Origin of the sequence: Pseudomonas sp. FSL R10-0399 (genome assembly GCF_009600165.1) — a bacterium.
GTDB classification, from domain to species: Bacteria; Pseudomonadota; Gammaproteobacteria; order Pseudomonadales; family Pseudomonadaceae; genus Aquipseudomonas; species Aquipseudomonas helleri.
This window is the reverse complement of sequence record NZ_WIWK01000113.1, coordinates 1-18,961: the sequence shown is the minus strand read 5'-3', so window position 1 is coordinate 18,961 and position 18,961 is coordinate 1. Positions and strand designations below refer to the sequence as shown.

Here is an 18,961-nt window from a genome sequence, read left to right as displayed (position 1 = left end):
ACCCTGACCGACAAGGCGGGCAACGTCTCGGCAGTCACGCCTGTGAATGCGGGCGACACCACCGCACCTGATGCCCCGACTGAGCTTGCGGTGAGCGTGGATGGCCTGACCCTGAGCGGTAAAGGCGAAGTCGGCAGCACAGTGACGGTCAAAGATGCAGCGGGCGCAGTGATTGGCAGCGGGCCTGTGGGGGCTGATGGCAGCTTTGAAATCACCCTCGATACTGCGCAAGCCAATGGCGAAACCCTCAACGTTACCCTGACCGACAAGGCGGGCAACGTTTCAGCGATCACGCCAGTGGTTGCGGGCGACACCACAGCACCTGATGCCCCGACAGAGCTTAAAGTGAGCATTGATGGCCTGACCCTCACCGGTAAAGGCGAAGCGGGCAGCACCGTCACGGTCAAAGCAGCCGATGGCACCGTGATAGGTTCCGGACCTGTAGGGGCTGATGGCAGCTTTGAAATCGTCCTCGACAGTGCGCAAAAGAATGGCGAGGCCCTCAACGTCACCCTGACCGACAAGGCGGGCAATGTGTCGGTGGTCACGCCCGTGATTGCGGGCGATACCACAGCGCCTGATGCACCGACCAACCTGGCGGTGAGCGGCAATGGTCTGATCCTGACCGGTAAGGGCGAAGTCGGCAGCATCGTGATCGTCAAAGACGCTGCGGGCGAGCAAGTCGGGACGGGCGTCGTCGGCGCGGGCGGCAATTTTGAGGTGGCTCTTGACCCGGGCCAAAGCAATGGCTCTACGCTTCAAGTCACCCTGACCGACAAGGCCGGCAACATTTCGATCGCCAGCCCTGTGGTTGTCGGCGATGCCGTCGCACCGGATGCGCCAACCGACCTGAGGGTGAGCGTCGATGGCCTGGTACTGGATGGCAAAGGCGAGCCTGGCGCCATCGTCACCGTCAAAACGGCAGCGGGTGTGGTGATCGGCAGCGGGGTCGTAGGCCTTGACGGTAACTTCAGCGTGGCGCTGGACACCGCTCAAACCAACGGCGAAACCCTGGGCGTCACCCTGAGCAGCGTCGGTGGGTTGACCTCACCTTCCGTCAGCGTGGTGGCGGGCGATACGACGGCTCCTGATGCTCCGACAGAACTGGCCGTCAGCGTTGATGGCCTGACCTTGAATGGTAAAGGTGAGCCGGGCTCAACCGTGACCGTTAAAAATGCCGCCGGCGCTGTGATCGGCAGCGGACCTGTGGCGCTGGATGGCTCCTTTGCCATCACCCTCAATACCGCACAAACCAATGGCGAAACCCTTAACGTCACGCTGACAGACAAAACCGGCAACGTGTCGGTGGTGACGCCTGTTATCGCCGGCGATACCACCGCGCCAGTGGCACCGACTGAACTGGCGGTCAGCGCGGATGGCCTGACCCTGAGCGGTAAAGGTGAGGCAGGTAGCACCATCATCGTGAAAAACGCCGCCGGTACGCAAATCGGTACTGGCATCGTTGACGCTGACGGCGCATTTACCGCGATCCTCGATACTCCGCAGAAAAATGGCGAGATCCTCAACGTCACCCTGACTGACAAGGCCGGTAACGTGTCAGCGTCTACCCCGGTGACAGCGGGCGACACTACTGCACCGGCAGCCCCTACTGAGCTTAAAGTCAGCGCGGATGGCCTGACCTTGGACGGTAAAGGTGAGGTGGGCAGCACGGTGATCGTTAAAAACGCCTTGGGTGTGCAAATCGGCACGGGTGTCGTAGGCACTGACGGCACTTTCGCCGTCACCCTCAACACGGCGCAGAAAAATGGCGAGACACTCAGCGTTACCCTGACCGACAAGGCAGGCAACGTGTCGGCGGTCACGCCAGTGATTGCAGGTGATACAACGGCACCCGACGCGCCGACTGAGCTGAAAGTGAGTCTCGATGGACTGGAGCTGACCGGTAAAGGTGAAGCGGGCAGTGTGGTCACCGTGAAAAACGCGGCGGGCGTGCAAGTCGGCACCAGCATTGTGGGCCCTGACGGCTCGTTCACCGCGATCCTCGATACCCCGCAGAAAAATGGCGAGACCCTCAACGTTACCCTGACCGACAAGGCAGGCAACGTGTCGGCGGTCGCCCCTGTGGTAGCCGTTGACACGACGGCTCCGGGTGCGCCGACTGAGCTTAAAGTGAGCGTTGATGGCCTGACCTTGAGCGGTAAAGGCGAAGTCGGCAGCACAGTGACGGTCAAAGACGCTGCGGGCGCAGTGATAGGCAGCGGGCCTGTAGGCGCTGATGGCAGTTTCGAAATCACCCTCGATGCTGCGCAGACCAATGGCGAAACCCTGAACGTCACCCTGACTGACAAGGCCGGCAACGTATCGGCAGTCACGCCAGTGATTGCAGGCGACACCACGGCACCGGCAGCGCCGACTGAGCTTAAGGTCAGCGTTGATGGTCTGGCGCTGATGGGCAAAGGCGAAACAGGCAGCGTCGTCACTGTGAAAAACGCCGCGGGCGTGCAAATCGGCACGGCTATCGTTGGGCCTGACGGTTCGTTTACCGCGATCCTCGATACCCCGCAGAAAAATGGCGAAACCCTCAACGTCACCTTGACCGATAAAGCGGGCAACGTGTCGGCGGTCACGCCAGTGATTGCGGGCGACACCACAGCACCGGCGGCGCCGACTGAGCTTAAAGTGAGTGTCGATGGCCTGGCACTGACGGGTAAAGGCGAAGCGGGTAGCACCGTCATCGTGAAAAATGCCCTGGGTGTGCAGGTCGGCACCGGCACCGTTGGCGCTGATGGCTCGTTTAGCGCAGTGCTCGATACGCCGCAGAAAAATGGCGAGCTGCTTAACGTCACTCTGACGGACAAGTCGGGCAACGTGTCGGCAGTCACGCCAGTGATTGCCGGTGACACCACCGCACCAGCGGCGCCGACCGAGCTCAAAGTGAGTGTCGATGGCTTGGCGCTGACGGGTAAAGGCGAAGCGGGCAGCATCGTCATCGTGAAAAACGCCGCCGGTGTGCAAATCGGCACCGGTATTGTTGGCGCGGACGGCTCGTTTACCGCCGTCCTTGATACCCCGCAGAAAAATGGCGAAACCCTCAACGTCGCCTTGACCGATAAGTCGGGCAACGTGTCGGCAGTCACCCCGGTGATTGCGGGCGACACCACGGCACCGGCAGCGCCGACTGAGCTTAAGGTGAGTGTCGATGGCCTGGCGCTGACCGGTAAAGGTGAAGCGGGCAGCACCGTCATTGTGAAAAACGCCCTGGGTGTGCAAGTCGGCACCGGCACCGTTGACGCTGACGGCTCGTTTAGCGCAGTGCTCGATACGCCGCAGAAAAATGGTGAGCTGCTTAACGTCACCCTGACGGACAAGGCGGGTAACGTCTCGCTGCCGACCCCGGTTGTGGCGGGCGACACCACGGCACCGGCGGCGCCGACTGACCTTGACGTGCGTGTCGATGGCCTGGCGCTGACGGGCAAAGGCGAAGTGGGCAGCACCGTTACCGTGAAAAACGCGGCAGGTGTGCAGGTTGGCACCGGCATCGTGGGTCTTGATGGCTCGTTTACCGTGATCCTGGCCCCGGCACAAAATAATGGCGAAAGCCTTAACGTCACCCTCACCGACAAGGCGGGCAACGTGTCCTTGGCGGGTGTTGTGACAGCGGGTGATACCACCGCACCGGCGGCGCCTACCGAGCTTAAAGTGAGCGCTGATGGCCTGGCGCTGACCGGTAAGGGCGAGGCGGGCAGCACGGTTATTGTGAAAAACGCCCTGGGCGTGCAAGTGGGTAGCGGCACTGTTGACGCTAACGGCGTGTTAACCGCAACGCTCGATACGCCGCAGAAAAATGGCGAAATCCTCAACGTCACTTTGACCGACAAGGCGGGCAACGTGTCCTTGCCGGGTGTGGTGGCAGCGGGTGATACCACGGCACCGGCGGCGCCCACCGAGCTTAAAGTCAGCCTCGATGGTCTGGCGCTGACCGGTAAAGGCGAAGCGGGCAGCACCGTCATCGTGAAAAACGCCGCAGGTGTGCAAGTCGGCACCGGCATCGTTGGGCTGGATGGCTCGTTTATCGCGGTCCTGGCTCCGGCACAAAAAAATGGCGAGAGCCTCAACGTTACCCTCACCGACAAGGCGGGCAACGTGTCCGTGAGCACTGCGGTTGTAGCGGGTGATACCACCGCACCGGCGGCGCCTACCGAGCTTAAAGTCAGCGTTGATGGCTTGTCGCTGACCGGTAAAGGTGAGGCGGGCAGCACGGTTATCGTTAAAAACGCTGCGGGTGTGCAAGTGGGTGCTGGCACCGTGGGTGAAGATGGCTCGTTTAGTGCGGTACTCACATCGCCGCAAAAAAATGGCGAGTTGCTTAACGTCACCCTGACCGACAAGGCCGGCAACGTGTCGCTGGCCGCCCCGGTCACTGCCGGTGACACCACCAATCCGGATGCCCCGACTAACCTGGCAGTCAGCCTTGGCGGTCTGGTGTTGACGGGTAAAGGCGAGCCTGGCGCCGCCGTGACCGTTAAAGGTCTTGGTGGGGTAACCGTCGGTACAGGGTTTGTCGGGGCGGATGGCGGCTTTGCGATTGTGCTGGTCCCGGCTCAAGGCAATGGCCAAACCCTGGATGTTCAACTCAAGGATGCTGCGGGTAACGAGTCCCCGATCGGTACTGTGATTGTGGGGGGCGCCCTGGCACCGGAAGCCCCAACCGACCTGGTGGTGAGCCTGGATGGCCTGACCCTGAGTGGCAAGGGCGAAGCAGGGTTGTCGGTGACGATCAAAAACGCTGCGGGCGTGGTGATCGGTACGGGCACTGTGGGTGTGGACGGCAACTTTGCCGTCACCCTCGACACTGCGCAAAAGAACGGTGAAACCCTTGGTGTCACCTTGACCAATAGCCTGGACCTTTCGTCTCCGTCCGTCAGCGTGGAAGCGGGCGACACCACGGCACCGGCAGCGCCAACCGGCCTGGCGGTCAGCCTTGATGGCTTGTTGCTGACCGGTAAAGGTGAAGCGGGCAGCATCGTCACCGTGAAAAACGCGGCCGGCGTGACCATTGGTACGGGCGTGGTGGGCGTTGATGGCTCGTTTAGCGCGATCCTCGATACCCCGCAAAAAAATGGCGAAACCCTCAACGTCACCCTCACCGACAAGGCGGGCAACGTCTCGGTGGCCACCCCGGTTGTTGCAGGCGACACCACGGCTCCGGCGGCGCCAACTGAGCTTAACGTCAGCGCTGATGGCTTGACCCTGACCGGCAAAGGCGAAGCAGGCAGCACCGTCACGATTAAAAACGCGGCGGGTGTGCAAGTCGGTACCGGCACCGTGGGAGCTGATGGCTCGCTGACCGCGACCCTGAGCCCGGCACAAAAAAATGGCGAAAGCCTCAACGTCACCCTCACCGACAAGGCAGGCAACGTCTCGCTGCCGACCCCGGTTGTGGCGGGCGACACCACGGCACCGGCGGCACCGACCGAGCTTAAAGTCAGCCTGGATGGCTTGTTGCTGACCGGCAAAGGCGAGGCGGGCAGTACGGTCATCGTAAAAAATGCCGCAGGCCAGCAAATCAGCACCGTTGTGGTCGGGATCGACGGCAACTTTGCCGCCGTCCTCACGCCAGCGCAAAAAAATGGCGAGACCCTCAACGTCACTCTCACCGATAAGGCAGGCAACGTCTCGGTGGTCACCCCGGTTGTGGCGGGCGACACCACGGCACCGGCAGCCCCGACTGAGCTTAAAGTCAGCGCTGATGGTCTGGCGCTGACCGGTAAGGGCGAAGCAGGCAGCACCGTCACCGTGAAAAACGCGGCGGGTGTGGCCATTGGTACTGGCGTTGTCGGGGCGGATGGTTCGTTCAGTGCGACGCTCAAAACGCCGCAGAAAAATGGCGAGTTGCTTAACGTCACACTGACCGACAAGGCCGGTAACGTCTCGCTGCCAGCCCCTGTGCTGGCGGGTGATACCACGGCGCCGGCGGCGCCAACCAACCTGTCCGTGAGCGTCGATGGTTTGGTGCTTAACGGTAAAGGCGAGCCGGGCTCAACGGTAACGGTCAAAAATGCGGCGGGTGTGGTGATCGGTGGCGGTCTTGTCGGGCTGGATGGCTCGTTTGCCGCGGTCCTCACGCTGCCACAAAAAAATGGCGAAACCCTCAGCGTCACCCAGACCGATGTGGCGGGCAACGTGTCGGTGGCGGCACCGGTGGTGGCGGGCGATACCACGGCACCGGCCGCGCCGACTGATCTGGCAGTGAGCCTCAATGGTCTGGCACTCACCGGTAAAGGCGAAGCGGGTAGCATCGTCACGGTGAAAAACGCCGCAGGCGTGCAGATTGGCACTGGCATCGTCGGGCTGGATGGCTCGTTTAGCGCCGTGCTCACCTCGCCACAAAAAAATGGCGAGACCCTCAACGTTACCCTGACCGACAAGGCAGGCAACGTGTCTGTGGCCGCGCCAGTGATTGCAGGCGACACCACGGCCCCGGCGGCGCCGACTGAACTTAAAGTCAGCCTCGATGGCCTGGCGCTGACGGGTAAAGGTGAAGCAGGCAGCATTGTCACCGTGAAAAACGCCGCAGGTGCGCAAGTGGGCACCGGTGTTGTCGGGGTTGATGGCTCGTTTACCGCGGTCCTGAACCCTCCACAGAAAAATGGCGAAACCCTCAACGTGACCCTGACCGACAAGGCGGGCAACGTGTCGGTGGCGGGTGATGTGACGGCGGGTGATACCACGGCACCGGCGGCACCGACTGACCTTAAAGTCAGCCTCGATGGCTTGTTGCTGACGGGTAAAGGCGAGGCGGGCAGCACGGTCATCGTGAAAAACGCCGCAGGCCAGCAAATCAGTACCGTTGTGGTCGGGATCGACGGCAACTTTGCCGCCGTCCTGTTAACACCGCAAAAAAATGGCGAGACCCTTAACGTCACCCTCACCGACAAGGCGGGCAACGTGTCCTTGCCGGGTACTGTAACGGCGGACGACACCACGGCGCCGGCGGCTCCGAACACCCTGGCTGTGAGCGCCGATGGTCTGTCGCTCACAGGCAAAGGTGAAGCGGGCAGCACGATCGTCGTGAAAAACGCCGCCGGTACGCAAATCGGCACCGGCGTCGTCGGGGCGGATGGCTCGTTTACCGCGACCCTCAGCCCTGCGCAAAAAAATGGCGAGAGCCTCAACGTTACCCTGACCGACAAGGCGGGCAACGTGTCCTTGCCGGGCACCGTGACGGCGGGTGACACCACGGCTCCGGCTGCCCCGACAGACCTTAAAGTCAGCCTCGATGGCTTGCTGTTGACGGGTAAAGGCGAGGCGGGCAGCACCGTCACCGTGAAAAACGCGGCGGGCCAGCAAATCGGCACTGTTGTGGTTGGCATCGACGGCAACTTTGCCGCCGTCCTGTTAACACCGCAAAAAAATGGCGAGAGCCTCAACGTTACCCTGACTGACAAGGCGGGCAACGTGTCCTTGCCGGGTACTGTGACGGCGGGCGACACCACGGCGCCGGCGGCTCCGAACACCCTGGCTGTGAGCGCGGATGGTCTGTCGCTCACGGGTAAAGGTGAAGCGGGCAGCACGGTTGTCGTGAAAAACGCCGCAGGCACGCAAGTCGGTACCGGCGTCGTCGGGGCGGATGGCTCGTTTACCGCGACCCTCAGCCCTGCACAAAAGAATGGCGAGAGCCTGAACGTCACCCTGACGGACAAGGCAGGCAACGTCTCGCTGCCGACTCCGGTTGTGGCGGGTGATACCACCGCACCGGCTGCTGCGACGGACCTTAAAGTCAGCCTCGATGGCTTGTTGCTGACGGGTAAAGGCGAGGCGGGCAGCACGGTCATCGTGAAAAACGCCGCAGGCCAGCAAATCAGCACCGTAGTGGTTGGCATCGACGGCAACTTTGCCGCCGTCCTCTTAACACCGCAAAAAAATGGCGAGACGCTCAACGTCACCCTGACGGACAAGGCAGGCAACGTCTCTGTGGCCGCGCCAGTGGTTGCCGGGGACACCACTGCACCAGTGGCGCCAACCAACCTGGTCGTCAGCGTCAATGGCCTGACCCTGACGGGTAAAGGCGAGGCGGGCAGTACCGTCACCGTGAAAAACGCGGCGGGCGTGGCCGTGGGCAGCGGCACTGTTGGCGCTGACGGTTCGTTTACCGCGACCCTCAGCCCTGCACAAAAGAATGGTGAAAGCCTCAACGTCACCCTGACCGACAAGGCTGGCAACGTCTCGTTGCCGACGCCTGTGCTGGCGGGTGATACCACGGCACCGCAGGCGCCGACTGAGCTTAAAGTCAGCCTCGATGGTTTGACGCTCACCGGTAAAGGCGAAGTGGGCAGCATCGTTACCGTGAAAAACGCGGCCGGTGCGCAAATCGGTACCGGCCTTGTCGGGGCTAACGGTTCGTTTACAGCGCTGTTGGTTGGGCCGCATAAAAACGGTGAAAGCCTCACCGTCACCCTGACCGACAAGGCCGGCAACGTTTCGGTGCCTGCGCCAGTGCTTGCAGGCGACACCACGCCACCGGCCATTGCGACCGACCTTGCGTTGAACGCAGATGGCGTGACGTTCAGCGGCAAGGGTGAAGCGGGTAGCCAGGTGACGGTTAAAGACTACTTGGGGCAGACCATCGGTACGGGCACCGTCAACGGGCAAGGTAACTTCACGGTGATCCTGAATCAGCCACGCAGCACCGGTGAAACCCTCAACGTCACCCTCAAGGATGCCGCGCAGAACGTCTCTCAGCCGGCAACCTATCTGGCGATTGACCCCGGCCTGCCGGGGACCTTGACGCCCAAAGCCTTCAACGACCTGACAACGGCTGAGATGGTGATCAAGCCGGTGACGACCAACAATCCGTTGGCTGATATGAAGGTCAATTCGGCTGTGACGATTGGCCCGATTTCGATTATCGCCAAACTTCAGGATGTGCAGACGTTCACGATCAAAGCGGGTACAACAGGCACCTTGAATCTGTCTGCTAGCCAGGGAGATTTGCTCACGCTATTGGGCGGCGGGGTTAAGGTTAAGCTGGAAGTGAGTGACGGCAAGGGCGGATGGACGCCTGTGCAGCAAGGTTCCCTGAGTGGCGGCTTGCTCGATTTGCTGGGGCTGTTTGGATCTAGCGGTAGCGGGAAAGTCGAAGGTCTGGCTGCGGGGAACTATCGCGTCACGTTTGATCTGAACCCGGCACTGGTCTCCGTGGGAGCCAGCTCAACGACCAAACTGAGTGTCACCGAGCAAAGCCTCACCGATTTCACGGCTGACGCCGGGCCAGCGATCAAAGGTAACGTGATCACCGACCTGGGCTTTGATGGCAAAACCGACGTTACGGGCACGGCCGGGCCTGCGAAGGTTCAGGTTATGGTCGACGGCAAGCTTGTCGATGCGGACATCCCGACCGGGGCTGGGACCGTGTTGCAGGGCCAATATGGTCAACTGACGATCTTTGCCAACGGCAATTACTCGTACGTGGCAAATGGCAATGCGGCCAATCTTGGCAAGGTTGATTCGTTTGAGTATCACCTGGTCAATGCGGCGGGCTCCTCAACAGCCAACTTGTATGTGCGCATTGATAGCGCAGACTCCAATTTCACGTGGAGCACAACCGACCCTTCGGCCCCCGGCGTTATTGTTCCGGTTGCTAATGATGACGTGGGTTCTGTAGCGATACAGTTGTCGCCTGAAGTCGGGCCGCAGGTTTCGTTGCAGGGCTTTGGCTATGATTTGAAGGCAGTAGGCATCTCTTTGACTGGATCAGGAACCGGTGCCGGTGGAGCCATCGTCATCGAGGCCAATACCAAGGGCGATATTGCGGTTACTGCGAAATTCTCGTCGGGATCGCAGGGGCTGGGTGGCACAACCTTGACCCTGGAAAAATTCATCAACGGGGAGTGGGCTGCAGTACCACAACAGAGCTTCTCAGCTACATCCCATACCTTTAAAGACCTGGGTGAGGGCACTTATCGGGTAACAGCGTCGACCAGCATCTTGCTTTCACTGGGCACTAAAGTGTCCATCGAGCAGAAACTCACGCCCACTTACCTGGACAAGTTTGTTGTCGGCACAGTCACTCCGGCCACCGGCAATGTGCTGTCCAGTACCTTGACCGGTCCTGACAAGCTGGGTTCTGTGCTCACGGTGATCAGTGTGCTGGACAAAGGCGTGTTCGTGAATGCCGGGGGCGAGGGCAAGGTGGTTGCGGGGGCATACGGAACGTTGACCCTGTTCGCCGATGGTAAATACACCTACACGCCGAATGCCGGCCTGACGGCGAGCAACGTGGGGCAGGTGGATCACTTCACCTACAAACTCACCTCGCCGACAGGCAATTCCGACACGGCTGAGCTGTACATCCGTCTCGACTCTCCAGACCGTCCTCAGGTCTGGGACGACGCCAACCCGGGCGCACCGGCCAAGACCGCCACGTCGTCCGCCGCACTGGCCGTGGAGGAGCATGTCGCCGCCGTCGACCACGTGGCTGCAACAGAGGGGCATACCACGGGTGAACACGGGGATCATGCGGTGGTTGCCGACACCGATTTCACTCACGTCGACAACGTTGCCGGGACCGATGGGTTGCTGTGGGAAGGGGGCGATGCTGCGATCAATCTGGCGAGCCTGATTGGCAAGGTCAGCGGCATCGATGCCATCGACCTCAACCACGTCAGCGCTGTTGATCTGACGCTGAGCCTCGAAGACCTGGTGTCCATCACCGGGCCTGAAGGGGACCGGTTGGTGATTCAGGGCGATGACAACGACAGTGTGCATTTGACCGGCAATTGGTCATCGGGAGTGGCTCAGGTTGAGAACGGTCTTGAATACGTGATCTACACTAGCGAGGAAGATAAAACCCACCAACTGTGGGTGCAGAACGGAATCAGCGTGGTTTAACCCACAACGTTTTCGCCGGGCCTTCAAAGGCCCGGTTTTGTGTACTAACGGTATTGCAATGATGGATCGTTGCGGGCTGCGAGTAACGATCCATTGTTGCGTGCACACCTGAGCCAAGGCGTGCATGTGATACCCCAATGTTGTTTCGCTGAGTGCGCCTTTTTTGCAGGCCAACACTCATCTGGGGGCTGGATTTGAGGCATAGAACGCTGGTTAAACAGTTGTCGGTTGTGGTTTGTGCCGTTGCGTTAACCCCGCTGTTGCTTGAACGGGTCATGGCCAAATCGATGTATGACGACGCCGAAAGCGTCAGCACCATCAGCCCGAGTCAATTGGGCACTAATTTACCGGGAGGGCCAATGGGCGTCAGTGCGCCGATCCCCCCGCAACGCGTTGTTCCGGGCACCCTCGACCTGACCCGCGCGGTACAAATGGTCGTGGCGTGGCACCCGGCTATCGCCGAGTCGATCGGCAAGCTGTATCAGCAACAACAGAACGTGACCATTGCCCGTTCCGGTTACTACCCGCAAATCAGCGGCGGGTTGCGCTCGGGCTACGACAGTGGCTTGAACGGCAACGGCGAAAGCCAGGCGTTTACCTTGTCGATGTCACAAATGCTCTATGACTTTGGCAAGGTGTCGAGCACCGTCGACAGCGCCCTTGCCCGCGTCAACGGCAGCCAGGCGGCGGTGTTGCTGGCGGTCGATCAGGTGACCCGGGAAACCTCGTTCTCGGTGATTGAATTGCAGCGCGCGCAAACCTTGCAGAGGCTGGCCCGCGAACAAGTGGATGGCCTGGCGGCGATTGCCGACCTGGCGCAAAAACGTAGCGACATGGGCGCCAGTACGCGTTCTGACTTGATTCAGGCGCGCTCACGGGTCGAAGCGGCAATGGCAACGCAATTGCAATTCACGGCGCAATTGAACCGCTGGCGCGGGGCATTGAGCAGCTTGCTTGGCTCACAGGCGCCGGTCAGCGTCACGCCGGGCTTTCCTGACAGCCTGGAGCACTCTTGCCAAGGCGTGGTGCCCGATGAAGCCGTCACCCCTTCGTTGTTGATCGCCCAGGCGCAGCAGGTCGATGCCGTGGCGCAAATCGCCAATGCGCGGGCCGAAGCGCTGCCCACGTTGTCCCTGGACCCGGAGCTGACTCAGTACCTGGACAGCAACGACAACAACGTTCAAAACGGCCGCGACAGAACACGCTACGGGGTGTTTCTGAACGTGAAAATGCCGATCTATCAGGGCGGTGCGATCAACGCCCGCAAAGCCTCCGCCGAACAAGCCCTGCGCACGGCGCAATACGCAAACGACGCCGCACGGCTTTCAGTGCGTCAAGGGCTGCTGGAAGCGCGGGATCAAATCTCCAGCCTCACCCAGCGCCTGTCGACCCTGGATTTTCGTGAGCGCAGCATCTCTGAAACCCGCGACCTGTATCGCCAGCAATACCTGGAGCTGGGGACCCGGCCGCTGCTTGATTTACTCAATGCCGAGCAGGAAATCCACCAGGCGCGCATGGACCGTGAAAACACCGCGTCCGACCTGCGCCGCCTGAAGATTGATTGCCTCTACAACACCGGCGGATTGCGCACAGCCTTCCATCTGGATAACAGCTCGATCCAAGGCGTGGAGATTCGACCATGAACGATACCGTGATGCTTGAGGCCGACACGCAAGCTGCCGAACAACCCGCTGAAACGGCACCTGATCACTCCGCCCCGCTGGATTATGAAGTGTGGCTGGACGCGGTCCTGCTCGTTGCCCGGCACTACCGGCTGGAGTGTTCCGCACAAAGCGTGCGCCTCGCCGTGCAATGGACAGAAGGCAAGACCGTCGAGGAGGTGGTGCGGCTGATGGCGCGTCAGGCGGGGCTTAACTGTGTGATTGTCGACTTCACCGCAACCACCCTCATGCAGCGGCAAATGCCGTTGGTGCTGCAGTTTGATGATGGTCAGGTCGGTGTCTTGCAAACCCTGGGCGACGATGACGATTTGGGCATCACCTACAGCGGTGACGCGGGCCTGCAAAGCCGTATCTCGCGACAGGAACTGATCGAGCACGCCAGCAAAATCGTGGTGCTGCGCCCCATGCGTGCGGTGCGCGATGCGCGGATCGATGACTATATAAAAACCTACGAGAAGGACTGGTTCCGAAACATCGTGCTGAGGGACTTGCGCCCGTACAGCTACGTGATGCTGGCGTCGCTGGTCACCAGCGTGCTGGGGCTGGCCGGGGTGTTGTTCTCGATGCAGGTATATGACCGGGTGATTCCGGCCGAGTCGATGCCCACTCTGTACGTGCTGTTTGGCGGCGTGGTGCTGGCGCTGGTGTTCGATTTGATGATGCGCCTGACCCGGGTACGCATCACTGACATGCTCGGCAAACGTGCCGATCTGCGCGTGTCTGATCTGGTGTTCGGCCACGCCATCCGCCTGCGCAACAGCGTGCGGCCCAAGTCCACCGGCTCGTTTATTTCGCAGATCAAAGAGCTGGAACAGGTGCGCGACCTGATCACTTCCAGCACCGCCACGGCGTTGGCAGATTTACCGTTCTTTTTGCTGTTTCTGGTGATCTTCTGGTTTATCGCCGGGCCCTTGGTGGCAATCCCCATCCTCGCGGTGGTGTTGATGGTGGTGCCGGGCCTGATGTCACAAAAGAAACTGGCGCGCATGGCCAATGAGTCGATGCGCGAAAGCTCGTTGCGCAGCGCCATGCTGGTAGAGACGATCCAGGGCCTGGACGATATCAAGTCGCTGCAAGCCGAGCAGCGCTTTCAGCAGCAGTGGAACCACTACAACGCCAGTTGCGCCGACGCTAACCTGCGGTTGCGCATGCTGACCAACTCGTTGGTGTCCTGGAGCAACACGGTGCAGGGTTCGGTGTTTGCCGTGGTCGTGGTGTTCGGCGCGCCGATGGTCATGGCCAGCGACATGACCACCGGTAGCCTGGTAGCCGCGTCGATTCTGTCGTCCCGCATGATGGCGCCTATGGCGCAGCTCACCCACGTACTCACGCGCTGGCAGCAAGCCAAAGTCGCCCTGCAAAGCCTCAACCAGATCATGCAGTTGCCGGTGGATCATGCCGATGGCAGCAAGCGGGTGCATTTACCCGTGGTGCGCGGCGATTATGTGCTCAATGAGGCAGCGTTCCAGTACTCCAGCGATTCTCCTGCGCCCGCGTTGACTGTGGCGGATATGAAGATCCAGCCGGGTGAACGTATCGCCGTCCTGGGCCGTAATGGTGCGGGCAAATCGACATTGCTTCAGGCGCTGGCCGGGATGCTCGATCTGAAGGAGGGCAGCATCAGCCTGGACGGCGTTGCCCTCGGGCACATTGACCCGGCGGACGTGCGTCGCGACGTCGGGCTGCTCACACAAAATTCCCGGCTGTTTCACGGCACCTTGCGCGACAACCTGATCCTCGGTGCGCCCCACGCCACCGACAGCGAAATCCTTAACGCGCTGGCGCTCACTGGCGCCGCAGAGTTCGTCAGCAAGTTTGCCGATGGCATGGACCACTTGATCCTTGAGGGCGGCTTGGGGCTTTCGGGCGGGCAGCGCCAGGCCTTGTTGCTGTCGCGTCTGTTTATTCGCCAGCCGCATATCGTCCTGCTGGACGAACCCACGGCGTCTTTGGATGAAGCGAGCGAGCGCAACCTGATCCAGAACCTGGACAAGTGGGCCGGTCATCGCACCTTGATTATTGCCACCCACCGGATGAGCGTCTTGAGCCTGGTCAACCGGATCATTGTCGTGGACAACGGGCGCATCGTCGTTGATGACAGCAAAGACAACGCCATCGCACGACTGTCCAAACCACAGAAAGCCGCGCAATGAACCCGCAGCCACGGACAGCGTCGCGCTCAAGGACCTTCACATGAACAATAAAACGTCCCATGGGCCAAAAGGGCCGAAGAAAATCCCGCTGCTGGCCAGCGAAGACGACAGCACTCGGCCGTATCACGATGGCGTTGACGACAGCACCGTGGTGCGGGCGACACGGGTGGTCGGCTACGTGTGCCTCATGCTGATCGCGTTTGGCGTCTGGGCTTACTTTTTTGAAGTCGATGAAGTGTCGAACGGCACCGGCAAAGTCATTCCGACCTCCCGCGAGCAGATTATTCAGTCACTGGAAGGCGGGATCATCACCGAGTTGAACGTTAGCGAGGGCGATATCGTGACGAGCGGGCAAACCCTGGCCAAGCTCGACCCGACCAAAAGTGAATCCAACTTCGATGAAAGTGCGGCCAAGTACCGGGCAGCCCTGGCCAGCGTGGTGCGCTTGCAGGCCGAGGTGAACAACAAGCCGCTGGTGTTCCCCGATGAATTGCAGGGCTACCCGGCCTTGATCCGCGCTGAAACCGACTTGTACACCACACGGCGCAAGGGCCTGGATGAATCGCTGGCGGGGGTGCGCTCTTCGTTGGCGCTGGTGCGCAGCGAGCTTGAAATTACCGAGAACCTGGCCAAGGTCGGCGCGGCCAGCAACGTCGAAGTGCTGCGCCTGAAGCGCCAGAAAGCCGAATTGGAGTTAAAACTGACCCAGGCGCGCTCCGACTACATGGTGCACGCCGGAGAGGAGATGGCCAAAGCCAACGCCGACGTCGAGACCCTGTCTTCGGTAATGCGCGGGCGCTCCGACTCCGTGACCCGCCTGACCTTGCGCTCGCCGGTCCGCGGCATCGTCAAAGACATCGAGGTTACGACCATCGGTGGCGTCATCCCGCCCAACGGCCGCCTGATGCAAATCGTGCCGATGGATGAACAGCTACTCATCGAAGCGCGCATTTCGCCACGGGACATCGCCTTTATCCACCCCGACCAGGTGGCCAAGGTCAAAATCACCGCCTACGACTACTCGATCTACGGCGGAATGGACGGCAAAGTCGTGACCATCTCCCCGGACACGATTCAGGACGAAGCCAAACCCGAGGTCTTCTACTACCGCGTGTTTATTCGTACCGATGCCGATGTGTTGAAGAACAAGGCCGGGAAAACGTTCTCGATCGTGCCGGGGATGATCGCCTCGGTCGACATCAAGACCGGGCGCAAAACCGTGCTCGACTACTTGATCAAGCCAATGAATCGCGCGCGCGAGGCGCTGCGTGAGCGGTAGGGAATCGTACTGTGACCACGGGAGCCCCAATGATATGGGGCATTCCTGGCTCAATCTGAAAACAGTCTTTTAAATAAGTAATACTATTAACCTGTGTAAAGAGTATTGATGAGTTAATGCTAAAGTATTAGTCCTATTTATATATTAAGCATGGGTTGACGAATCTAGTTTCTCCCGGTTGTTAGAGGTGTTAATCGTTTTGTTCTCATACTGATGAAGGTGGTCTCTTATTAGCTTTCTGATGACTTGCGAGATGGTCAGGTCTGTTTCTTCAGACAGGATCTCCAGCTTTTGCTTGGTCGAAGAGTCAATAAGAATGGTGAGACGCGTTGTTTTATCAGGCATTTTCTGACTCCTTGTGTCGTACGCGGTATCGACTGCCGCGTGCAGCAATATGAATACTGATCGAGACTGAACATAGTCTATTGGCGATTTAATATCACCTCTGAAGTGTCGATTCAAACGATTTTGTTTTATTGAATAAGCCGTCAATAAAGAACTTTTCAGCTGTTCATGATGGGGCGAAGGCGTTGTTTAATTGGGTGTTTAACGTGGGTTTAAAACGCGGGCCAGCCGTCATAGGGCTTCATGCTCTTTCGATATAAGCCCTATTAATTCCGGTGCTTTGATGTGTTGGCCGACTGTTAGCGATTCAAGCCAAATCGCTTCATCAGAATTTTTTGCAGCAGCCCGCTCGGCACCAGCGCGGCGAGCAGCGGCAGAGCGCGGCTGCCATTACCGTACCTCAGCAGATGGGGTGGTTTTGGGCGGTCTACGGCGTTGAGTACGGCTGTGGCGAACGCGGTGGCGGGGGTGGGGTTGTCTTGCGAGGCTTTGGCCCGTGCACGAATGCCTTCACGCATTGGCCACCATGGGGAGTTTTCGCTGATCAAGTGCTCAGCCTGATCGCTGGCATTTTTCGCAAACTGGGTGTTGATGGCGCCCGGCTGGACTTCCAGCACGCGGATACCGAACGGCGCCAACTCCATGCGCAAGGCGTCGCTCAGTGCATGGACCGCTGCTTTCGAGGCGCAGTAAGCACCGGCAAACGGGGTGACGAGTACGCCGGACACGCTGCCGATGTTCACCACCAGCCCGTGCTTGTAACGCAGTTGGGCAAACAATGCGCGGGTGACGCCAACCACTGAAAACACATTGGTTTCAAATTGCTGCTGCAGGCCTTCAACACCCCCGTCGAGCACCGGGCCCATGGCGCCGTAGCCGGCGTTATTGATCAACACGTCCAGCCCATCGGTCTCCTGGCTCAGACGTTCAGCAAGTTGCGCCAGCGCTGCCTGATCATTGACGTCCAGTTGCAGAGCGATAAACCCGGCGGCTGCCAATTGCGCGACATCGTGCGGTTTGCGGGCGCTGGCCCACACTTCGTGGCCAGCCGCCTTGAACGCATCGGCCATGGCGCGGCCGATGCCGCTGGAGCACCCGGTAATCAAAACACGGCGCATCGAAATATCCTTAATTTGAGAAGCTGCCTTGCAGGCGCTCAGCGCGAAATTCCAGGCTTGGCGCGCGATACCCGGTGCGCAGCGGCGGCATTGGCAAACAGTCTTGCCACGAGGCGCCCGCTTGCAACTCACCGGGGCCACGATAATGCGGGGCCGTGTACTGGTTGTCAGCGAGGTTGACCGTGTCATCCGGCGCGTACGCCGCGATCCGCCAGGACAATTCGCTCAACGGCACGTCATTGCTGTTGGTCAGGGTTAACTGCAGCGGGCGGTCTGCGGGGCATTGTGCCGGGTCGTAGACAATGCGCAGATCCAGCCGGGCCAATTGATCGGCCTCCCGGCTGTCTTGCCAGGCCACGCAGGCGGCCACTATTGCCAACCCGACCAGCGCTGCCAGCGACACCGGAAACGCCTTGCGCGGGTAGCGCAGCAACAGTACGAGCCAAGCAATGATGAGTAAAACGCCGACAAACATGGCTACGCCTCTACTCGGGAGCTTCGTCGCGCAAGAAAACCAGCAGATCGGGCTTTGACTGTTCAGCGCTGTAACGATAGCCCTGAGCGTCAAACTGCTTGAGATCGGCCGGGTTGTTAATGCGTTCCTTGATCACAAAACGGCTCATCATGCCGCGCGCTTTTTTAGCGTAGAAGCTGATGATTTTGTGTTGACCGTTTTTCAGGTCCTTGAATTCAGTATTGATGATGCGGGCGTTCAGGGCTGACTTTTTTACCGCCGAGAAGTACTCGTTGGAGGCCAGATTCAGCAACACGTCATCGCCTTGCTCGGCCAGCGCCTCATTCAGCCATTCGCTGATACGGGTGCCCCAGAACGCGTACAAATCCTTGCCCCGGGCATTGGCCAGTTTGGTGCCCATTTCCAGGCGGTACGGTTGCATCAAGTCCAGCGGGCGCAGCAAGCCGTAAAGCCCGGAGAGCATGCGCAGATGCGTTTGAGCGTAGTCGAAATCGGCCTCGCTGAAGTCCACCGCATTAAGGCCGGTATACACATCGCCTTTAAACGCCAGCAGCGCCTGTTTAGCGTTATCAGGGGTGAACTCCGGGGTCCAGCTGCCGAAACGGGCGGCGTTAAGGCCCGAGAGTTTGTCGGACAAATGCATCAGCTCGCCAATCTGTTGCGGGCTTAGTGTGCGCAATTGTTCGATCAACTCCTGGGAGTGATCCAGGTATTGCGGCAAGGTGAAACGCGCAGTGGCTGGCGGCGTCTCGTAGTCGAGGGTTTTAGCGGGTGAAATCACCATCAGCATGAGGTCGTCTCCTGTTAGCGTCCGGACGATTCTAGGGGGTTGAGCGGTTTGACTCCACCTATGGTGGTGATAGGCCCTGGAAAAGAGGGCGCTTGTCGTCGCTGACGAGGCACGAAGGCTGCGATAGGGGGCAGATCAAAAGATCGCGAGGCAAGCTCGCTCCTATCAAACATAAAATAAGTGGTTGATTCTAAAGGCTTTGTAGGAGCGAGCTTGCTCGCGATCTTTTGATCTAGATCTTGCTTTTGATCTTGATCTAAAAGGCCCC

The 18,961-nt window shown here is 59.9% G+C and carries 9 protein-coding genes; 4 read left to right on the top strand and 5 right to left on the bottom strand.

The window, feature by feature from the left end; all coding sequences use genetic code 11:
- The first annotated feature begins 3 nt into the window (after window positions 1–3).
- The 4 genes from GHO41_RS24030 (at window position 4) to GHO41_RS24015 (ending at window position 15,965) form a co-directional block, all read left to right on the top strand.
- Window positions 4–10,851: a BapA/Bap/LapF family large adhesin gene (locus GHO41_RS24030; RefSeq protein WP_256678841.1), complete on the top strand. Its 10,848-nt coding sequence runs from the start codon at window positions 4–6 to the stop codon at window positions 10,849–10,851.
- A gap of 275 nt (window positions 10,852–11,126) precedes the next feature.
- A complete protein-coding gene (locus tag GHO41_RS24025) occupies window positions 11,127–12,494 on the top strand; it encodes a TolC family outer membrane protein (RefSeq protein ID WP_153328769.1) in 1,368 nt (455 codons plus the stop codon).
- Complete coding sequence (locus GHO41_RS24020; RefSeq protein WP_153434824.1) at window positions 12,491–14,686, top strand: type I secretion system permease/ATPase; 2,196 nt, start codon at window positions 12,491–12,493, stop codon at window positions 14,684–14,686. Before GHO41_RS24025 ends, GHO41_RS24020 begins: the two co-directional genes overlap by 4 nt.
- A gap of 40 nt (window positions 14,687–14,726) precedes the next feature.
- Window positions 14,727–15,965 carry an HlyD family efflux transporter periplasmic adaptor subunit gene (locus GHO41_RS24015; RefSeq protein WP_153434823.1) on the top strand — a complete coding sequence of 413 codons (1,239 nt, stop codon included), beginning with the start codon at window positions 14,727–14,729 and terminating at the stop codon, window positions 15,963–15,965.
- 144 nt (window positions 15,966–16,109) lie between these two features.
- On the opposite strand, the gene GHO41_RS24010 is transcribed toward GHO41_RS24015, so the two are convergent.
- From GHO41_RS24010 to GHO41_RS30110, 5 genes are all read right to left on the bottom strand, one after another.
- Window positions 16,110–16,310, bottom strand: coding sequence for a hypothetical protein (locus GHO41_RS24010; RefSeq protein WP_048389807.1), 201 nt, complete (start codon window positions 16,308–16,310; stop codon window positions 16,110–16,112).
- 299 nt (window positions 16,311–16,609) lie between these two features.
- A complete protein-coding gene (locus GHO41_RS24005) occupies window positions 16,610–17,428 on the bottom strand; it encodes an SDR family oxidoreductase (protein WP_153434822.1) in 819 nt (272 codons plus the stop codon).
- A 10-nt stretch (window positions 17,429–17,438) separates the two neighbouring features.
- On the bottom strand, window positions 17,439–17,903 hold the full coding sequence (locus tag GHO41_RS24000) for a multidrug transporter (RefSeq protein WP_153434821.1): 465 nt from the start codon (window positions 17,901–17,903) through the stop codon (window positions 17,439–17,441).
- A 10-nt stretch (window positions 17,904–17,913) separates the two neighbouring features.
- Entirely contained in the window at window positions 17,914–18,693 is a 780-nt protein-coding gene (yaaA, locus tag GHO41_RS23995) for a peroxide stress protein YaaA (RefSeq protein ID WP_048389799.1), read from the bottom strand.
- A gap of 14 nt (window positions 18,694–18,707) precedes the next feature.
- Window positions 18,708–18,961: hypothetical protein (locus GHO41_RS30110; protein WP_218580278.1), on the bottom strand; the 254-nt coding region annotated here is incomplete at its 5' end.